Annotated in this window: 16 protein-coding genes; 8 read left to right on the plus strand and 8 right to left on the minus strand. The window is 65.9% G+C overall.

The genetic code is table 11. The features are described from left to right. Positions 1-60: 60 nt before the first annotated feature. From rsgA to AC5RW2_RS09180, 3 genes are read right to left on the minus strand one after another with little or no spacing between them, the layout of a single operon-like run. Positions 61-1,164 carry a ribosome small subunit-dependent GTPase A gene (rsgA, locus tag AC5RW2_RS09170; protein ID WP_493949816.1) on the minus strand — a complete coding sequence of 368 codons (1,104 nt, stop codon included), beginning with the start codon at positions 1,162-1,164 and terminating at the stop codon, positions 61-63. Between the two features lie 2 nt (positions 1,165-1,166). After that, positions 1,167-2,492, minus strand: coding sequence for a 3-phosphoshikimate 1-carboxyvinyltransferase (aroA, locus tag AC5RW2_RS09175; RefSeq protein ID WP_493962854.1), 1,326 nt, complete (start codon positions 2,490-2,492; stop codon positions 1,167-1,169). Between the two features lie 5 nt (positions 2,493-2,497). Then, positions 2,498-3,079: a DoxX family protein gene (locus AC5RW2_RS09180; RefSeq protein WP_493962853.1), complete on the minus strand. Its 582-nt coding sequence runs from the start codon at positions 3,077-3,079 to the stop codon at positions 2,498-2,500. A 330-nt stretch (positions 3,080-3,409) separates the two neighbouring features. On the opposite strand from AC5RW2_RS09180, the gene AC5RW2_RS09185 reads away from it, so the two are divergent. Continuing rightward, positions 3,410-4,114: a sigma-70 family RNA polymerase sigma factor gene (locus tag AC5RW2_RS09185; protein ID WP_493962852.1), complete on the plus strand. Its 705-nt coding sequence runs from the start codon at positions 3,410-3,412 to the stop codon at positions 4,112-4,114. Then, positions 4,111-4,374 (plus strand): mycothiol system anti-sigma-R factor, encoded by a 264-nt coding sequence (gene rsrA / locus AC5RW2_RS09190; RefSeq protein ID WP_493949820.1) that lies wholly within the window; start codon positions 4,111-4,113, stop codon positions 4,372-4,374. Before AC5RW2_RS09185 ends, rsrA begins: the two co-directional genes overlap by 4 nt. 126 nt (positions 4,375-4,500) lie before the next feature. Here the strand turns inward: rsrA and AC5RW2_RS09195 are convergent, their stop codons facing one another. The 5 genes from AC5RW2_RS09195 to AC5RW2_RS09215 all read right to left on the minus strand — a co-directional run bounded on the left by AC5RW2_RS09195 (position 4,501) and on the right by AC5RW2_RS09215 (position 10,780). Continuing rightward, positions 4,501-4,575, minus strand: coding sequence for a 50S ribosomal protein bL37 (locus tag AC5RW2_RS09195; protein WP_394940783.1), 75 nt, complete (start codon positions 4,573-4,575; stop codon positions 4,501-4,503). Between the two features lie 92 nt (positions 4,576-4,667). After that, positions 4,668-5,264: a PadR family transcriptional regulator gene (locus tag AC5RW2_RS09200; RefSeq protein WP_493962851.1), complete on the minus strand. Its 597-nt coding sequence runs from the start codon at positions 5,262-5,264 to the stop codon at positions 4,668-4,670. Beyond that, entirely contained in the window at positions 5,264-6,088 is an 825-nt protein-coding gene (locus AC5RW2_RS09205; protein WP_493962850.1) for a DUF4097 family beta strand repeat-containing protein, read from the minus strand. The genes AC5RW2_RS09200 and AC5RW2_RS09205 overlap by 1 nt, the downstream gene beginning before the upstream one ends. A gap of 220 nt (positions 6,089-6,308) precedes the next feature. Next, positions 6,309-6,908 (minus strand): GDSL-type esterase/lipase family protein, encoded by a 600-nt coding sequence (locus tag AC5RW2_RS09210; protein WP_493949823.1) that lies wholly within the window; start codon positions 6,906-6,908, stop codon positions 6,309-6,311. Between the two features lie 98 nt (positions 6,909-7,006). Next, positions 7,007-10,780, minus strand: coding sequence for a multifunctional oxoglutarate decarboxylase/oxoglutarate dehydrogenase thiamine pyrophosphate-binding subunit/dihydrolipoyllysine-residue succinyltransferase subunit (locus tag AC5RW2_RS09215; RefSeq protein WP_493962849.1), 3,774 nt, complete (start codon positions 10,778-10,780; stop codon positions 7,007-7,009). A gap of 354 nt (positions 10,781-11,134) precedes the next feature. On the opposite strand from AC5RW2_RS09215, the gene guaB1 reads away from it, so the two are divergent. The 6 genes from guaB1 (at position 11,135) to AC5RW2_RS09245 (ending at position 18,099) form a co-directional block, all read left to right on the plus strand. Then, positions 11,135-12,589: a GMP reductase gene (guaB1, locus tag AC5RW2_RS09220; protein ID WP_493962848.1), complete on the plus strand. Its 1,455-nt coding sequence runs from the start codon at positions 11,135-11,137 to the stop codon at positions 12,587-12,589. A 298-nt stretch (positions 12,590-12,887) separates the two neighbouring features. Then, a complete protein-coding gene (locus AC5RW2_RS09225) occupies positions 12,888-14,228 on the plus strand; it encodes a hemolysin family protein (RefSeq protein ID WP_493962847.1) in 1,341 nt (446 codons plus the stop codon). Then, entirely contained in the window at positions 14,228-15,286 is a 1,059-nt protein-coding gene (locus AC5RW2_RS09230; RefSeq protein ID WP_494073898.1) for a hemolysin family protein, read from the plus strand. The genes AC5RW2_RS09225 and AC5RW2_RS09230 overlap by 1 nt, the downstream gene beginning before the upstream one ends. Positions 15,287-15,458: 172 nt before the next feature. Continuing rightward, positions 15,459-16,400 carry a metal ABC transporter solute-binding protein, Zn/Mn family gene (locus AC5RW2_RS09235; RefSeq protein WP_493949828.1) on the plus strand — a complete coding sequence of 314 codons (942 nt, stop codon included), beginning with the start codon at positions 15,459-15,461 and terminating at the stop codon, positions 16,398-16,400. Then, positions 16,397-17,203 (plus strand): metal ABC transporter ATP-binding protein, encoded by an 807-nt coding sequence (locus AC5RW2_RS09240; RefSeq protein ID WP_493949829.1) that lies wholly within the window; start codon positions 16,397-16,399, stop codon positions 17,201-17,203. The genes AC5RW2_RS09235 and AC5RW2_RS09240 overlap by 4 nt, the downstream gene beginning before the upstream one ends. A gap of 2 nt (positions 17,204-17,205) precedes the next feature. Next, on the plus strand, positions 17,206-18,099 hold the full coding sequence (locus AC5RW2_RS09245; RefSeq protein ID WP_493962845.1) for a metal ABC transporter permease: 894 nt from the start codon (positions 17,206-17,208) through the stop codon (positions 18,097-18,099). The last annotated feature ends 20 nt before the right edge of the window (positions 18,100-18,119 follow it).

The following is an 18,119-nucleotide window of genomic DNA, read 5'->3' on the forward strand; positions in this document are numbered from 1 at the left end:
CAACTTATCGGTAAGTGCAGGGTGGACGCGGGAGGCAGCGCCAGCAGCCGGGCGCCGAACCTAGACCGTGCCGAGCTCTTTGGTCTCCGGTCGTTCCTCGGCACCGAGTAAACGGCGCAGCGACGCCAGCCTGGCGGGCCCGGCGTCACCGGCACCGCCCTCAGCCACGTAGGCGTCTAGTCCGCAGTCGACGGCAGACGCGTCGTGCTTGCAGCCGCGCGCGCAGTCGGCCGTGCCGGGCTCAAGATCCGGGAAGGCCGACAGGATGCGGTCGGGATCCACGTGGGCCAAGCCGAAGGAGCGGATGCCCGGAGTATCGATGATCCAGGTGCCGGCCGGCGCGTCCAGGACTTTTAAAGCCAAAGCTGACGACGAGGTGTGCCGGCCGCGCCCGGTGACGGCGTTCACCCCGCCGGTGGCCCGCTGCGCTCCGGTCAGTGCGTTGACCATGGTGGACTTGCCGACGCCGGAGTGGCCCAGAGTGACAGTGACCTTGCCGTCCAGGTAACTGCGCAGCTCTGCCACCGCCTCGGTATCCAGCCGGGCGGACAGGCCCTCGTCGGAGAGCGTGTCCACCCCTGAAGCGTCCACGGCCGCAGTGCGGCTGACGATCACCGGCAGCTCCAAATGCTCGTAGTTGGACAACAGTTCGGCCGGGTCCTTCAGGTCCGCCTTGGTGACGCACAGCAGCGGGCTGATCCCGGCGTCGTACGCTGCCACCAGTGCCCGGTCGATGAACCCGGTACGAGGTTCGGGATTCGCTGCGGCCACCACAATGACGAGTTGATCAGCGTTGGCGACGACCACGCGCTCCACCGGATCGGTATCATCGGCGCTGCGGCGCAGCAGGGTGCGGCGTTCCTCCACCCGGACCAGCCGGGCCAGGCTGTCCGGTTCGCCGGAAACATCGCCGACCAGGGCCACGAAGTCTCCCGCCACCACCGGAGTGCGGCGCAGCTCGCGGGCGCGGGCAGCGACGACGATGCGCTCGCCCTCAGTGTCTTCATCGACGACGGCGGTGTAGCGGCCGCGGTCGACGGTCACGATCCGGCCGAGCTCGGCATCCTCGTGGGCCGGACGGTCTTTGGTACGCGGACGCGTTCCGCGCTTGTTCGGGCGGATGCGCACATCCGATTCATCCCAGCTTCCAGTACTACGCGCCACCGTCAGCCCTCGGTGGCCGAGGGCGCCGGTGCGGCAGCATACATTTCCTGCCAGAGCTGCGGGAACTCGGGCATGGTCTTCGCCGTCGTTCCAATGTCCTCAACCTCCACGCCGCGCACGGCCAAGCCGATGATGGCACCGGCGGTAGCCATGCGGTGGTCTTCGTAGGAATGGAACAACCCGCCGTGCAGCGGCCGGGGCCGGATCCGCAGTCCGTCGTCCGTCTCCTCTGCATCGCCGCCCAAGCGATTGATCTCCGCCACCAGGGCGGCCAAGCGGTCGGTCTCGTGTCCGCGCAGGTGGGCGATGCCGCTCAGCCGGGACTCGCCGTCGGCCAGCGCGCACAGGGCCGCCGCGGTGGGAGCCAATTCGCTGGTATCGGCCAAGTCTGCGCCGATGATTTTTTCGCCGCCGACCACGGTCAGCGTTCCGTCTTCCAGCGTGACAGTGGCGCCGAGCCGGGGCAGGATGTCCCGCCAGGCGTCGCCCACCTGGGTGGTGGAAGCGGGCCAATTGGGCACCCTGATCCGGCCGCGGGTGGCCAAGGCGGCGGCCAGGAACGGGCCGGCGTTGGAGAGATCTTGCTCGATCCGGGTATCGAAGGCACGGATCGGGCCGGGGGAGACCACCCAGTGGTTCGGGGTGGAATCGTCCACGTTCACGCCGAGGTCGCGCAGCAATTGGACCGTCATGGCGATATGGTCCAGGCTCGGCACGCGCTCGCCGACGTGCTCCAGATGCAGACCGTCGCGGAAGCGCGGACCTACCAGCAGCAGGGCGGAGACGAACTGTGAGGAGGCGCTGGCATCTATCGCCAGATGGCCTCCGGCCACACTGCCGGTGCCGGTAATGCGGAACGGGAGGCTGCCGCGACCGCCGTCGTCTACCAGCACGCCCAATTGGCGCAGGGCGTCGATGGTGGGTGACATCGGCCGGCGCCGTGCCGCGGGGTCGCCGTCGAACTCCACGTCGCCGGTACACAGCGCTGCCAGCGGCGGCACGAAGCGCATGACGGTGCCCGCCAGTCCGCAGTCGACACCGGCACCGCCTAGCGGTTGTGCCGGATCAATCGGCTCCACCAACAGGTCGGGGCCGAACCGGCCGTCCCCCTCCGCCTCGGTGATCCGGGCTCCCAGGGAACGAAGCGCTGCCACCATCAGGAAGGTGTCACGTGAATGCAGCGGGGCGCGCAGCCGGGAGGGACCGTCGGCCAACGCCGCGAGCACCAGATAGCGGTTGGTCAGGGATTTGGAAGCAGGGATCTGGACCGTTGCGTCGATCGGCCTCTCTGCATAGGGAGCCGGCCAACTGCTGGGAACAATGGGCATTGCGTTCAGGATCCCACCACATCCGCGGTGGCTTCCCGCACTACGCGTTCCGCCTTTTTCAGCTGCTTGCGGGCGTCTTTGCCCACCGATCCCGCACTGCGGCGCGCGCCCTTGCTGATGGAACGGACATTGCGCCGGGCATCGGCCGCCAGATGCTCCGCCCGCCAGACCAATCCGGGCCGTCCGGCGGTGTCGACGGCTGCCAGCATGACGGCTCCGACCAGCGACAGGTTCTTCAAGAGCCGGTTGCGGCGGAGTCGTCTGGCTTCTGGTGTAGCGGAATCGGCAGTCCGGTATTCCACCAGCGTGTTAACGGCGGTGGTGCCGGCCAGCAGAGCCGCAGCAAGCCGGGAGAACCTGCCCATGGCCAGCAGGACGCCTGCTCCCACCTGGGCTGCGCCGATGACGCGCGCAATCGTCTTCTCTTGCCCGACCAACGCTCCTGCTGCGGGAAGGACGGATTGTGTCTGCTGAACCAGCGGCCGCAGGGACTCAGCCGTTTCCTCGGTGTGTCGCAAACGGTCGATCCCGGTGGCTACAAAGCTGGTGGCCAGCAGGGGACGGGCGGCAAGGCGGACGATTGACATGGAGGCCTCCTGGGCGTCAGCGTGCGTCGAAGGAATCTGTGCCCTTCCCATCGGCCAAACCGCGGGAAGGCGGCACTGGACACTAGTCTGGCACTTTTGTTGGCACCGCACACCTTGCATAGCGGATTGTCCATCATCGGCAGGGAATAGCCGGCCGGCAGCGATCGTTACGTATGTGGGGAATGCCGGTGCATCGTCTCCGGTCCAGAACGTGTCCGAATGAAGGGAAAGCCTGTGACTACAGCGCTTGCCGAACCGGCCCACGCGGGGCGGGTAGACGGCGCAGCATCGGCCCAGGGGTTCGTGAAGCTCAGCGTAGACTGGGAGCCAATGACGACTGAGAATTCGGACGCCACCAAGAGCCGCAGCAACCCCGGAACAACGGGGCAGCCGGATGAGGTTGACGTCCAGACGGAAACTGCCGATCAGCGCCGTGCCCGCTTTGAACGCGACGCCATGCAGTATGTGGACCAGCTGTACTCCGCGGCCATGCGGATGGCCCGCAATCCCAGCGATGCCGAGGACCTGGTGCAGGAGGCCTACACCAAGGCGTTTTCGGCATTCCATCAGTACAAGCCGGGTACTAACCTCAAGGCCTGGCTGTACCGAATCCTGACGAACACCTACATCAACCTCTACCGGAAGCGCCAGCGCGAACCGCAACAGTCCAATACGGACCAAGTAGAGGACTGGCAGATGTTCCAAGCCGCCTCTCACACTTCTTCAGGACTGCGGTCTGCGGAAGCAGAGGCGTTGGACCACTTGCCGGACTCTGATGTCAAGGACGCTCTGCAGGCCATCCCGGAGGAATTCCGGCTGGCCGTTTACTTCTCGGATGTAGAGGGCTTCGCGTACAAAGAAATATCGGAAATCATGAACACCCCCATCGGTACCGTGATGTCCCGCCTGCACCGGGGACGCAAGCTGTTGCGCGAACTGCTTGCGGATTATGCGCACGAACGCGGCATGACAGGTACCAAAGACAGGAAAGACGCCGCAGCGGCGGTGGGGACACAACAGGAGAACGTCAAATGAGCGACTGCCACGGACTGGGCGACTGCGAAGACGACCGGATGCAGCGGATTTACGAGTACGTTGACGGCGCACTCTCCCGCGACGACCTCGCGGAGATCAAGGCGCATCTGGACAGTTGCCAAGAGTGCGCCGAAGAACACAATCTGGAATGCCTGATCCGCTCGGTGGTGAAGCGCTCCTGTCAGGAGGCTGCACCGCAGACCCTTAAGGAACGTATCCTGGACAAGATCGGCCACATCAGGGAAGCCGACACCGTTTAGGTCTTTCGGCTCGCCTGCCACGGGCTGGCCGGCCCGCAGCACAGAAGAGAAGAACCCCCGCCGCCCACTCGGGCACGGGGGTTCTTCCTTCAGCAGCATCAGCCGCGCGGGCTGGTGCCCAACCGCTTAGGTGTTGGGACGCTTGCTGTGGTTTGCGCCGCCGCGCTTACGGTCACGGCGCTTACGTGCACGCTTGCTCATGGCTGCCTCCTTTGCTGGATAAAAAAGAACTGCTCACCAGTCTTTCACATGCCCGCGTCTGCTCCTAACTGACGCGAGCTGCAGGGTAGGCGTCAGCGCAACGCCGCGGTGATGGATGCCTTGGCCTGGTCCAGCACCGTCCTGATGGTCTGCACTGCGACTTCATCGACGGCGCCGGTGGCGCTGCGCCGGCGCAAGCACACCCGGACCTCGTCGCGGAAGTCGTTGAGCAGGTGTTCCAGTTCCTTCACTGTCCGAAGTCCGGCGGCGTCGGCCGCCCGCGGAGACTTCCGGGCTGTACTGCGGGCGGCCTCGGCCGATGCTGCGAGATCCGCACGCAGCCCTTTCATGGAGCTGCGCAGTTCGTCCCGCAACCCGTCGGCGAGGCGCCGCACGGACGCGGAGATGTCAGCTTCGACGTCGGCCAGCTCGTCCTGCCGGGCGGCCAGTTCCTGCCGCCCGGCATCGGTGATGCTGTAGACCGTTCGCCGTCCATCCGAGACAGTGGCAACCAGCCCCTCCTCTTCAAGTTTCGCCAGCCGGGGATAGACGGTGCCCGCGCTGGGGGAGTAGGTGCCCCCGAATCGGTCGCTGAGGGCGCGGATGATGTCATAACCGTGCTTGTCTCCTTCTGCCACCAAGGAGAGCAGATAGAGTCGCAAGGCGCCGTGGGCAAAGACGGGAGGCATCAGTTCACCTGGCTTCCGGCTGTGTCCCGGTGGAAAACCGCCAAGGTGCCCGAGACGGTGGAGGACCGGACGGTGAGACCGCGGCCCTCGGGACCTATCCGGGTCTTAACCTTCTCCGAGAAGCCGAAGAACTTCTGGTCATTGACGGTGATGCTGCCGGTAGCCGAAGAAGCAGCAACGTCCACGCCGTATTGTTCGGGCACCCTTACTGTGACGTTGCCGGAAACGGAATTGACGGCCAGATCCTGGGGTGCGCCCTGCAGGTCAAAGGTCAGGTCGCCGCTGACCGTGCTGGCCCGGACGTGGTCCAGGCCGCCTGAGGCAGTCACCTCGCCGGAGACACTCTTCACCGCCAATGTGCCGCTGTGCCGACGGACGATGATCTCGCCGCTGACGGTATTGACCGTGAGCACTCCGCTAGTTTGGTCGGCCATCATGGATCCGGACACAGTGTTCAAATCCGCGTTGGCGGCCGTGCCGGACAACAGGCCGTCCCCACTGACGGTGGAGGCCTTGACGGTAACGTCCCGCGGCACGGCGATGCTGATCAGGGCCTCCTCTCGGTAGCCGGAGACCGCAAGGTTGACCTGTCGTGCCAGGAACCCCAACGGGCCCTCGCCGCCCTTGTGGTGGCTGATCTCCAACGTGCCGGCCCGCAACGTCATCTCCAGCGGTGCGCCGATGACCTCGGAGACCTCCACCCTGACGGTCGGCTCGTCGTGCCCGATGATGTCCAGCCGCCCTTTGACGATGGAGGCCTTGAGCGCGTGAACCTCGTCGACGTCGATGGTCTGTGGACCGTCGATGCTCCAGGTATCGTTCATGGCTTGTCCTGCCTGTGGTGATATACCGCTCCAAACGCGATATATCTCGTGATGCGAAACACGATATATCGCGACCAACCAGCTGGCAAGGGTTGCGGCTGAAGGACTTTGGTTACGGTTGTACCGCCCGCACCGACAGGACGGCGGGGCCGGGGCATGACCGGTCCCGCCGTCTGGGTGCTGAAAATGTTGCCCCGCCGTCCAGCGGAGCTTGGGGCGGCTAGAAGGGTTCGGGCAGATCCAACCACGGATACCAACCCCGGTGCAGGACCAGCCAAGCCAGCAGTCCATAGCCCGCCTGGCCCGGGGTTCCGCCGTTGCTGGCCAGATCCGTGCGCCATTGCTCGTGATTGAGCAATGGTGTGAAGGTGTCAACGAAGACGTGTTTGCGGCGCGTGGTCACATCGCCGAAGGCGGTGGACAGCTCGGCCAGCTGGGCATTGCGCTCGGCATCCAGTCCAGGGGGCGGACCCACCACGAAGACTTTGACGCTGAGCTGTGCCGCTCCGTCGAGGATGTTGGCCAGATTCAGGCGGCTGCGGGCTGTGGACAAGCCGAGCTCAAGGTCGCGGCCGGACAGGCCGATGATCAGCCGGTTTTCAAAGCCGTCGTCGAAACGTCGTCCGGCTTCCTGAAGCCAGCGGCCGGCCAGCTCCTCCGTTCCTTCGTTCGGCGAGGCCAGCACGAAGGATTCCAGGGTTGCTGGATCAGGGTTGGTCCGGGCCAAGGTTCGGCCCAGCCAACCGAGGGCGCGCGGGTCTCCCACGCCGGCCAGCAGTTGTTCACCTACTGCGGCGATCCTGATTCTGCGTTGCTCCACGAGTAGCTTTCTGGTTCGACGGGCTGGAGACGTCTCTTAAGAGAAATGCTTAAAAGAAAGTGGGCGGGGCGCCCTGCGGCCCCCGCCCACCATCCTACTTACCGGCGTTCAAAGACCTGCTTGATCAAAACGTCTTGCTCGACGGCGTGGCGCTTGGCCGAGCCGGTGGAGGTCGCGGCGGAGGCCGGACGGGAAACCAGGCGCAACGGCCGGTCCAGAGCCTCCGGCAGGTACAGCCCCATGAACGGCCACGGTCCCTGGTTGCCGGGCTCGTCCTGGGCCCAGACCACCTCGGCGTTCGGGTACTTCGCCAGTTCCGCCTTGATCTCCTCGGCCGGCAGCGGGTACAGCTGCTCCACCCGAACGAGCGCGGTCTTGGTATCCGAGTTCTTCTGGCGTGCGGCCAGCAGATCGTAGTAGAGCCGGCCGGAGACCAGGACCACGCGGTCCACCTCATTGCCACTGAGGTTCTGGACATCCCCGATGACCGGCTGGAAGGTTCCGGTGGTGAAGTCCTCGACCTGGGCGGCAGCGGCCTTCAAGCGCAGCAACTGCTTCGGCGTGAAGATGATCAGCGGCTTCCGCGGCCGGTTGTAGGCCTGGCGGCGCAGCAGGTGGAAGTGCGAGGCCGGGGTGGTCGGGTTGGCCACGATCATGTTGTCCTCGGCGCACATCTGCAGGAAGCGCTCGATCCGGGCCGACGAGTGGTCCGGGCCCTGGCCTTCGTACCCGTGCGGCAGCATCAGCACCAGCGAGGAACGCTGGCCCCACTTCTGCTCGGCCGAGGAGATGAACTCGTCGATAACGGTCTGGGCGCCGTTGACGAAGTCGCCGAACTGCGCCTCCCAAAGCACCAGCGCATCCGGGCGCTCCACCGAGTAGCCATATTCGAAGCCCATGGCCGCGTACTCGGACAGCAGCGAATCATAGATCCACAGCTTGGCCTGATCAGTTGAGAGGTTGCTCAGCGGCGCCCACTCTTCGCCGCTGACGCGGTCGTGGAAAACGGCGTGGCGCTGCACGAACGTACCGCGGCGGGAGTCCTGGCCGGCCAAGCGCACCGGGACACCTTCCATCAGCAGCGAGCCGAACGCAGCCAGTTCGCCGAAGCCCCAGTCGATGTTGCCTTCGCGGGACATCTGCTCGCGGCGCTCCAGCAGGGCCTTCAGCTTCGGGTGGACGGTAAAGCCGTCCGGAATGTCCAGATGCGCCTTGCCGATGGTCGCCAGGGTCTCTGCCGAGATGGCGGTGTCGGACGGGACGTTGTCCTTCTCCTCTGCCTGCTGCGACAGAGGGCGTTCCAGATCGGACACCGCCGCGGAATCCTTGGTGATGATCGGGAGCGGCGAGGTCTGCGCTGCATGGGTTTCGGCGAAGACGCGCTCCAGCCGTTCCTGGTAGTCACGCAGTGCCTGGTCCGCCTCGTCCTGCGTGATGTCGCCGCGGCCCACCAGGGCCTCGGTGTACAGCTTGCGGGTGGAACGCTTGGCTTCGATCAGGTTGTACATCATCGGCTGCGTCATCGAGGGATCGTCGCCCTCGTTGTGCCCGCGGCGGCGGTAGCAGACCATGTCGATGACGACGTCCTTGTGGAAGCGCTGGCGGTACTCGTAGGCCATCTGGCCTACGCGGACCACGGCTTCCGGGTCATCTCCGTTCACGTGGAAGACCGGAGCCTGGATCATCTTGGCCACGTCGGTGGAGTACACGGAGGACCGCGAGGAGTGCGGCGAGGTGGTGAAACCGACCTGGTTGTTGACCACAATGTGGATGGTTCCGCCGGTGCGGTAGCCGCGCAGCTGGGAGAGGTTCAGGGTTTCCGCCACCACGCCCTGGCCGGCGAAGGCCGCGTCGCCATGGATCATGACCGGCAGCACCGGGAAATCGTCGCCGCGGTCCAGCCGGTCCTGCTTGGCGCGGACGATGCCCTCCAGCACCGGATCGACGGCCTCCAGGTGAGAGGGGTTGGCGGCCAGGTAGACCTTGGTCTCGTTGCCGTTGTCGGAGGTGAATTTACCTTCGGTGCCCAGGTGGTACTTCACGTCACCGGAGCCCTGGACGCTGCGCGGGTCCTGGGTGCCCTCGAACTCGCGGAACACCTGTGCGTAGGTCTTGCCGGCGATGTTCGTCAGCACGTTCAGCCGGCCGCGGTGGGCCATGCCGATGGCCACTTCGTCCAGGCCGTCGTCGGCCGCGTCGGAAATCACTGCATCCAGCAGCGGAATCAGGGATTCGCCGCCCTCCAGTGAGAAGCGCTTCTGGCCCACGAACTTGGTCTGCAGGAAGGTCTCAAACGCTTCGGCGGCGTTCAGCTTGCCCAGCACGCGAAGCTGCTCTTCGCGGCTGGGCTTGGCGTAGGGGCGCTCCAGTTCGTTCTGGAACCACTCGCGCTCGGCCGGATCCTGGATGTGCATGTATTCAATGCCGGTGGTGCGGCAGTAGGCATCACGGAGCACCCCGAGGATGTCACGCAGCTTCAGCCGGTCGGCGCCTCCGAACCCGCCGGTGACCCATTCCCGGTCCAGGTCCCACAGCGTCAGCCCGTAGGTGTTGATGTCCAGGTCAGGGTGCTTGCGCTGGACGTATTCCAGCGGGTTAATGTCCGCCATCAGGTGGCCGCGGACGCGGTAGGCGTGGACCAGTTGCTGAATGCGGGCAATTTTATTGACCTGCAGCTCGACGTCCACCTGGTTGTCCGAGCGCCAGCGGACCGGCTCGTAGGGGATGCGCAGTGCTTCGAAGATCTCATCGTAGAAGCCCTGCTCGCCCAGCAGCAGCGATTCGACCAGACGCAGGAACTCGCCCGAGCCCGCGCCCTGGATCACGCGGTGGTCGTAGGTGGAGGTCAGCGTGATGATCTTGCCGACGCCTTGGGCAGCAATGGTCTTTTCGCTGGCACCGCGGAATTCGGCCGGGTACTCCAGGGCACCAACGCCAATGATGGCGGCCTGGCCCTTGGACAGTCTGGGCACGGAGTGCACGGTCCCGATGCCGCCCGGGTTGGTCAGCGAGACGGTCGTGCCTGCGTAGTCGTCGGCGGTCAACTTGCCGGCGCGGGCCCGCTTGATCAGGTCCTCATAGGTATGCCAGAACTCGGAGAAGTTCATGGTCTCGGCGCGTTTGATGTTCGGCACCACCAGCAGGCGGCTTCCGTCGGGCTTGGGCATGTCGATGGCAATGCCGAAGTTCACGTGGGCCGGCTGGACCGCCGCCGGCTTGCCGTCGATCTCCTCGTAGTGGACGTTCATGCTGGGGAACTGGCCCAGCGCCTTGACCACGGCGTAGCCGATCAGGTGGGTGAAGGAGACCTTGCCGCCACGGGCACGGGCCAGATTGGAGTTGATCACCAGGCGGTTGTCGATCAGCAGCTTGGCCGGAACGGCACGAACCGTCGTCGCGGTGGGCACGCTGAGGCTGGCGTCCATGTTGGTGGCGATGGCCTTGGCCGGTCCGCGGAGCACGGAGACGGTGTCTTCTTCGGCGACTGCGCTGGGCGCTGACTTGGGCAGCTGGGCCGGGATCGGTGCCGGCTTCGGCTCCGCCTTCGCGGCGGGCTTGGCCGGGGCAGCGGCCGTGTCGGTGGAGGTGTTAGGGGCCGGCTCGTTGTCGGCTGGAATCGGCTTGGTTTCGGCCCGATGGGTGGCAGTGCTCTCACCCGAGGCCTTGGGCGTGTCCTTCACCGGAGCGGGGCGGGACGGGGACGGCGCAGAAGCAGCGTTTGAACTGTCGGCACCATTGGCTGCTTCGAAGATGCTCCACCATTTCTTGTCCACGGAATTCTTATCTCGGAGGTACTGCTCGTAGATTTCGTCGACGAGCCATTCGTTACCGCCAAATTCCTCGGGTAGACGAAGGTTGGGATGCTCTGGCACTTGTAATACGCCTCTTCCGTGAGTTGCCGCTTGCCCTGCAGATCACACGCTTCCCTGACTGCCTTCCGGACCTGCCGGCTAGCAGCGGAATTGCGAGTGCGCGTCTGGCGCGCACTAGATCTGGACCAGTAGCCAGTCTAATGACACTTTCGCAACGCAGGCTAATCTTTACCACCTGTGCCGCCGAACAGCACTCCGATTCGATCCCGGCGCAGGTGCCTCTAGACTTTCCGGGGGAGCTGCGCCGTTCAACTGCGGTGCGCTGCCGCAGGCCCCCGGGCACTATGCGGTTCCCGACCCACCTGTACCCGGACGTTCCGCCGGCCGGCACAGCGACGAGGAAAGTGAGCATCCATGCGCCTGATCAACCAGCCCATGACCGACCTGACGTATTCGGACGTCTTCCTGGTGCCTTCGCGCTCCGACGTCACGTCCAGGCTGGACGTGGACTTGTCCGCCGGCGACGGCACGGGCAGCACGATCCCGCTGGTGGTGGCGAACATGACCGCCGTGAGCGGACGCCGCATGGCGGAGACGATGGCGCGCCGGGGCGGACTCGCGGTGCTGCCGCAGGATGTGCCGTCGGAGGTACTCACGGAGGTCACCGGCTGGGTCAAAAGCCGCCACACTGTCTTCGAAACACCGTTGAAACTGACCGCCGGCAGCACCGTCATTGACGCCCTGCACCTGATGGACAAGCGCGCGCATGGCGCTGTTGCGGTGGTGGACGACGCCGGCAAGTGCCTCGGCGTGGTGCGCGCTGAGGACTGCGAAGGCGTGGACCGCTACGCCTCGCTCGAGTCGGTGATGGCGGCCCAGCCGCTGCTGCTGGAGGCTTCCATGTTCGACGCCGGGGCGGACACCTCGCTGCGCCAGGCCTTCGATTTGTTCGACTCGGCCTCGGCGAACTTCGCACCGGTGGTGGACGACGACGGCGTGCTGCTGGGCGCGCTCACCCGTTCGGGCGCGCTCCGGTCCACCATTTACACCCCCACGCTGGACCCGCAGGGCAGACTGAAGGTGGCGGCTGCCGTCGGCATCAATGGCGATGTCAAGGGCAAGACCGAGGCACTGCTGCAGGCAGGCGTGGATGTGCTGGTGGTGGATACCGCGCACGGGCATCAGCGCAAGATGTTCGACGCGCTGGACGCCGTGCGCAGCCTGGATCCGCAGGTACCCGTGGTGGCCGGCAACGTGGTCAGCGCCGAAGGAGTGCGCGACCTGGTGGAAGCCGGCGCGGACATCGTCAAGGTCGGTGTGGGGCCGGGCGCCATGTGCACCACCCGGATGATGACCGCCGTGGGCCGTCCGCAGTTCTCGGCCGTGCAGGAATGCGCGGAGGCCGCGCGGGAACTTGGCGCGCATGTGTGGGCCGACGGCGGGGTCCGCTATCCGCGGGACGTTGCCCTGGCGCTGGCAGCCGGCGCCAGCCAGGTGATGATCGGCTCCTGGTTCGCCGGGACGCACGAAAGCCCGGGGGATTTGCTCACCGACAGCAGCGGCCGGAAATACAAGGAGAGTTTCGGCATGGCATCAGCCCGTGCCGTGCAGAACCGGACCCGGCGCGAGGACGCGTTCGAGCGGGCGCGCAAGGCGCTCTTCGAAGAAGGCATTTCGTCCTCGAAGATGTACCTTGACCCGCTGCGCCCCGGTGTCGAGGACCTGCTGGACGAGATCACCGCCGGCCTGCGCAGCTCGCTGACCTACGCCGGTGCGCAGAACCTGGTGCAGTTCCGCGAACGGGCGATTGTCGGCGTGCAGTCCGCCGCCGGCTATGAAGAAGGCCGCCCGGTTCCGCAGAGCTGGTAGCGGCGCCGAGGGTCGGCGCCGCGGTCCGACCCGGGGGTGTGACTGCTACGCTAGTGCCCATAATGGACAGCTATTCTAGGAGCCGGTCCGTGACGCGCCCCGCAGGTGCATGCCGCACTGCGGGAGCACAGGCAGCCCAAACGGCTGCCGGCTGCGAGGCGTCACCCAGCACCGGCAAATCCCGCGCACGTGCCCATCACACCCCGTCCGCCACCGCGGCCGGTCAGGAGCCCTCTAGTCCGGGCTCGGATGACCACCCTCCATCTGACCGCCTGACCTGCAGGACGGCGGCGCGCTGATGGAATGGATCCAAATCGCCGCCGGCCTGCTGCTGATCCTCGGCACCGGCTTCTTCGTCGCCGTTGAATTCGCCCTGGTGGCCCTTGACCAGCCCACTGTGCAGCGCGCCGTCGACAACGGCGACCGCGGCGCAGTACCGCTGATGAAATGCCTGAAGTCGCTGTCCACGCAGCTCTCCAGCTGCCAGCTCGGCATCACCTTGACCACACTGCTGACCGGTTTCTTGATGGAGCCGGCTATCAGCAGCCTGCTGCGTCCGCCGATGGCGGCGCTCGGCCTGGCCGAGGCGGTCATCCAGCCCATCGGGGCTGTGATCGCCATGGTGATCGCCACCCTGCTCTCCATGTTGCTGGGCGAACTGGTACCAAAGAACGCTTCCATTGCCTTGCCGATGGCAGTCGGCAAGCTGGTGGCACGGCCCCAGTTGGTCTTCACCGCGGTCTTCAAGCCCTTCGTGCTGATGCTCAACGGCTTTGCCAACAAAGTGCTCCACCTGTTCGGGCTGGAGGCCAAGGAAGAGCTCTCCGGGGCCCGGACTCCCTCCGAACTGGCATCGCTGGTGCGCCGCTCCGCCGAAATGGGCACGCTGGACGCGGGCACCGCGAACTTCCTGGCCAAGACGCTGTCCTTCTCCGGCCGGACTGCGGCGGATGTGATGACTCCGCGGATCCGCGTTGAGTTCATCGATGCGGACCAGACCGTGGCAGACCTGATCGCCGCGGCCCGTCGCACCGGCTTCTCCCGGTTCCCGGTGCTGGGTGAATCGCCCGACGACGTCCGCGGCGTCGCGCATATCAAAAAAGCCATCGGCGTCCCGCGCCAGAAGCGTGCGGTGCTGCCCGCGGCCACCATCATGACCGACGTGCTGCGCGTGCCCGAGACCGTGCACTTGGATTCGCTGCTCTCCGAACTGCGTGCCGCGAACCTGCAGTTCGCCGTGGTCCTCGACGAATACGGCGGAACCGCGGGGGTGGTCACGCTGGAGGACCTGGTGGAGGAAATCGTCGGCGAGGTCGCCGACGAACACGACCGGGTCAAGCCCGGAGTGCTGCAGAGCGCCGCCGGAAACTGGTATTTCCCCGGTCTGATGCGCCCGGACGAGGTCACCGAACAGATCCCGCAGCTGACCGTGCCCGACGAGGCCAGCTATGAAACGGTTGGCGGCTTCATCATGGCCGAACTGGGCCGGATTGCCGTCGTTGGCGATAGGGTCCCGGTGGACGGCGGCACCCTCGAGGTCGAGCGGCTGGACGGACGGCGGGTGGACCGGGTGCGCTTCATTCCCGATCCGGCCGCGGGTGCCGTTCTGCCCGATGCCGGCAAGGCAGGTGAGCTCTGATGGCGGCCATGGGTATTTTCTGGTTGGTCGTGCTGCTGCTCGGCAACGCCTTCTTCGTCGGCGCAGAGTTCGCCGTCATGTCCGCTCGCCGCAGCCAGATCGAACCGTTGGCGGAAGCCGGCTCCAAGCGTGCCAAGACCACCCTGTGGGCGATGGAGCACGTCTCCCTGATGCTGGCCTGTGCCCAGTTGGGCATTACCGTGTGTTCGCTGCTGATTTTGAACGTGGCTGAACCGGCGATCAAGGAACTGCTGCTGCTCCCGTTGGAGGGCTGGCTGGGCATTCCGCATGAGGTCTCCTATGGGATTTCCTTCGCCGTGGCGCTGTTGGTGGTGACCTTCCTGCACGTGACGTTTGGCGAAATGGTGCCGAAGAACATTTCCGTTTCGGTGGCGGACAAGGCCGCGTTGCTGCTGGCTCCACCGCTGGTGGCCGTGTCCAAGGTGGTGCGGCCGGTGATCGCCACGCTGAACTGGTCGGCCAACCACATTCTCCGGGCCGTGCGGATCCAGCCGAAGGACGAGGTGACCTCCACCTTCACGCTGGAGGAAGTCCAGTCGATCGTGCAGGAGTCCACCAAGCACGGACTGGTTGACGACGACGCCGGACTGATCTCCAGTTCGCTGGAGTTTTCGGCCGTCACGGCGGCCACCGTGATGGTGCCCCTTGACCAGCTGGTGACCATCGGCGTCGACACCACGCCGGAGCAGTTCGAGCGGGTGGTGGGCCGGACCGGGTTCTCCCGGTTTGCGGTGGCCGACGCCGACGACAACCTGACCGGGTACCTGCACCTGAAGGACGTCATGACCATCCCGGAGGACCGGTTCAACAAAACGATCCCGGTCACCAAGGTCCGTACGCTGGCCAATCTGGCGTTGGACGAAGAGATCGAGGACGCGCTGGGCGTCATGCAGCGGACCGGCTCGCACCTGGCCCGTGTGCTGGGCAACGACGGCAGCACCCACGGCGTGCTGTTCCTCGAGGATGTGATCGAAGTGCTGGTGGGCGAGATCCGCGACGAGACGCAGGCCCAGGGACTGCGCCGGACCGGCGAATAAGCACTCGAGGGCGCGGAACTGCTGGACGGTTCCGCGCCCTCGGCCGCGGTAATGCGAACGGTTCGCAATGCGCTAAGCTGGAATCCTTATTGTTACTGATTCTCATCTGCGAGTAGAACCGAGGTCGCCCGTGAGGCACTCCCGTACCACCCCCGTGTTGGCAGGTCTAGCCGTGACGGCATTGTTGCTGTCCGGCTGCGCCGCTGCCGGGGGCGAGGGCGAAGCGGACGGCAGATTGAGCGTGGTCGCCTCCACGAACGTCTACGGAGACCTGGCCCGCAGCATCGGCGGCGACCAGGTCGAGGTCACGTCGATCATCGACCGGATGGCCCAGGACCCGCACTCCTATGAAGCAACCGCCCGCGACAAGCTGGCGGTTTCCAAGGCTGACCTAGTGCTGGAAAACGGGGGCGGCTATGACACGTTCATGCACACCCTCGCCGACGACACCGGCGTCGACCACAACCACATCATCACTGCGGTGGAACTGTCGCCGCTGCCTGGTGCGAGAGATGAGGCACCGCACGCCGCTGCCACCGGCTCCGACGCCGGCCACGCGGACCACGGCCATGCGGACCACAGCCACGGCGGCTTCAACGAACACGTCTGGTACGACCTCCCCACCATGGCCAAGGTCGCCGATGCCGTTGCCGGGAAGCTGTCCGCGCTGGACCCGGAGCAGGCCGACACCTTCAAAGCCAACGCCGGGAAGTTCCATGCCGGACTGGACAAGCTGCACGCCGAGGTGGACGCACTCGCCGGATCCGCCCACGGGGAAGCCGTAGCGGCCACCGATCCGGTGCCGCTGCACCTGTTCGATGCCCTCGGGCTGGAGAACAAGACTCCCGAGGACTTCATGGAGGCAGCCGAGGAAGGCAACGACGCGGCCCCGCAAGCCCTCAAAGAAGCCGAAGATTTGGTGACCGGTGGGTCGGTCCGGTTCGTCGCCTACAACGAACAGACCGAGGGCCCGCAGACACAGCGCCTCCGCCTTCTGGCGGACAAGGCGGGCCTCGCCGTCGTCAACTTCACCGAGACCCTGCCCGAAGGCCAGGACTACCTGGGCTGGATGGGCGACAACCTCCACGCGGTGGAGAAGGCGCTGCGCGGATGAGCGGGGCTGCGTCCGCCGCCGTCCGCCTGCAGGGAGCTTCGCTGTCCTTCGGCCAGCGCGTGCTGTGGCATGACCTGGATCTGACCATCGAGCCGGGGGAGTTCTTTGCGGTGCTGGGACCGAACGGCTCGGGAAAGACCAGCTTCCTGCGCGTGCTGCTGGGCCTGCAGCCGCTGACCCACGGTACCGCCGAGATCAATGGCCGGCCGCTGGAACGCGGCAGCCGGGACATCGGCTACATTCCGCAGCAGAAGACCTTCGCCCCGGAGACGCCGCTGCGGGCCCGCGATCTGGTGGGCCTGGGCCTGGACGGTCACCGGTGGGGGATCCGTCTGAACACCCGCAAGCATCGCCGGCGGGTGGATGAACTGCTGGAGATGGTGGGCGCCTCCGGGTACGCGGAAGCCCCGGTCGGGCAGCTGTCCGGCGGCGAGCAACAGCGGCTGCGGGCGGCCCAGGCGCTGGCCTCCGACCCGCAAGTCCTGCTCTGCGACGAGCCGTTGCTTTCACTGGACCTGCACCATCAGCAGGCCGTCAGCGCGATGATCAACCGGCAATGCCACGAAAAGAACAGTGCCGTGGTCTTCGTGACGCATGAAATCAACCCGATCATCGACTACGTGGACCGGGTGCTGTACTTGGCGGGCGGGCAGTTCCGGGTGGGCACGCCGGAAGAAGTGATGACCACCGAGGTGCTGTCGCGGATGTACAACAGCCACGTCGAAGTCATCCACAACCAGGGACGCATCGTCGTGGTGGGCCTGCCGGACGCCACCACGCACCATCACGGCGAGGGAGAGTAACCATGGATCCCTCGGAGCTGCTGAACGCGGTCTTCAATTTCAGCGACTACGGCGACCTGCTTCCGCTGGTGCGCAACTCGCTGATCGCCGGCGCCATCCTGGGCCTGGTCGGCGGGCTGATCGGCGTGTTCGTGATGATGCGGGACCTGGCCTTTGCGGTTCACGGCATCGCCGAGCTGTCCTTCGCCGGGGCGGCTTTCGCCCTGCTGATCGGCGCCAACGTGGTGTTCGGGTCGCTGGTGGGCTCGGTGATTGCCGCCGTCGTGCTGGGCGTTCTGGGCATGCGCGCCCGGGACCGAAACTCGATCACCGGTGTGATCATGTCCTTCGGTCTGGGCCTGGGCATCCTGTTCCTTTCGCTCTACGAGGGCCGCTCGGCGAACAAGTTTGGCCTGTTGACCGGGCAAATCGTCTCCGTGGACACCGTGCAGTTGAACCTGCTGGCTGCAGGGTCGGCGGTAGTGGTCCTGGGGCTGCTGGCCATCTGGCGTCCGCTGACCTTTGCCAGCGCCGATCCGGACTTGGCCGAGGCCCGCGGCGTGCCGGTGGGTGCGCTGGCGATTGTTTTCATGTTCCTGCTGGGGCTGGCCGTGGCGCTGTCCATTCAGGTGGTCGGTGCCCTGCTGGTGCTGTCGCTGGTGATTACGCCGGCGGCCGCCGCGCTCCGGGTGAGCAGTTCGCCGCGGGTGGTGGTGCTGCTCAGCGTGCTGTTCGCCGTGACCGCAACCCTGGGCGGGATCCTGCTGGCACTGGGCGGCAGCCTGCCGATTAGCCCCTACGTGACCACGATTTCGTTCCTGATCTACGTGGTGTGCCGGCTCGTCGGCGCCCGGCGGCAGCGCCGTGGCAAGGTGGGCCGGCGCACTGTGGCCGCGGTAAAAGTCAGCGCCGGATAAGCGCGTTAGGCTACTGGACT

This window comes from Arthrobacter sp. B0316-1-20, assembly GCF_059091865.1.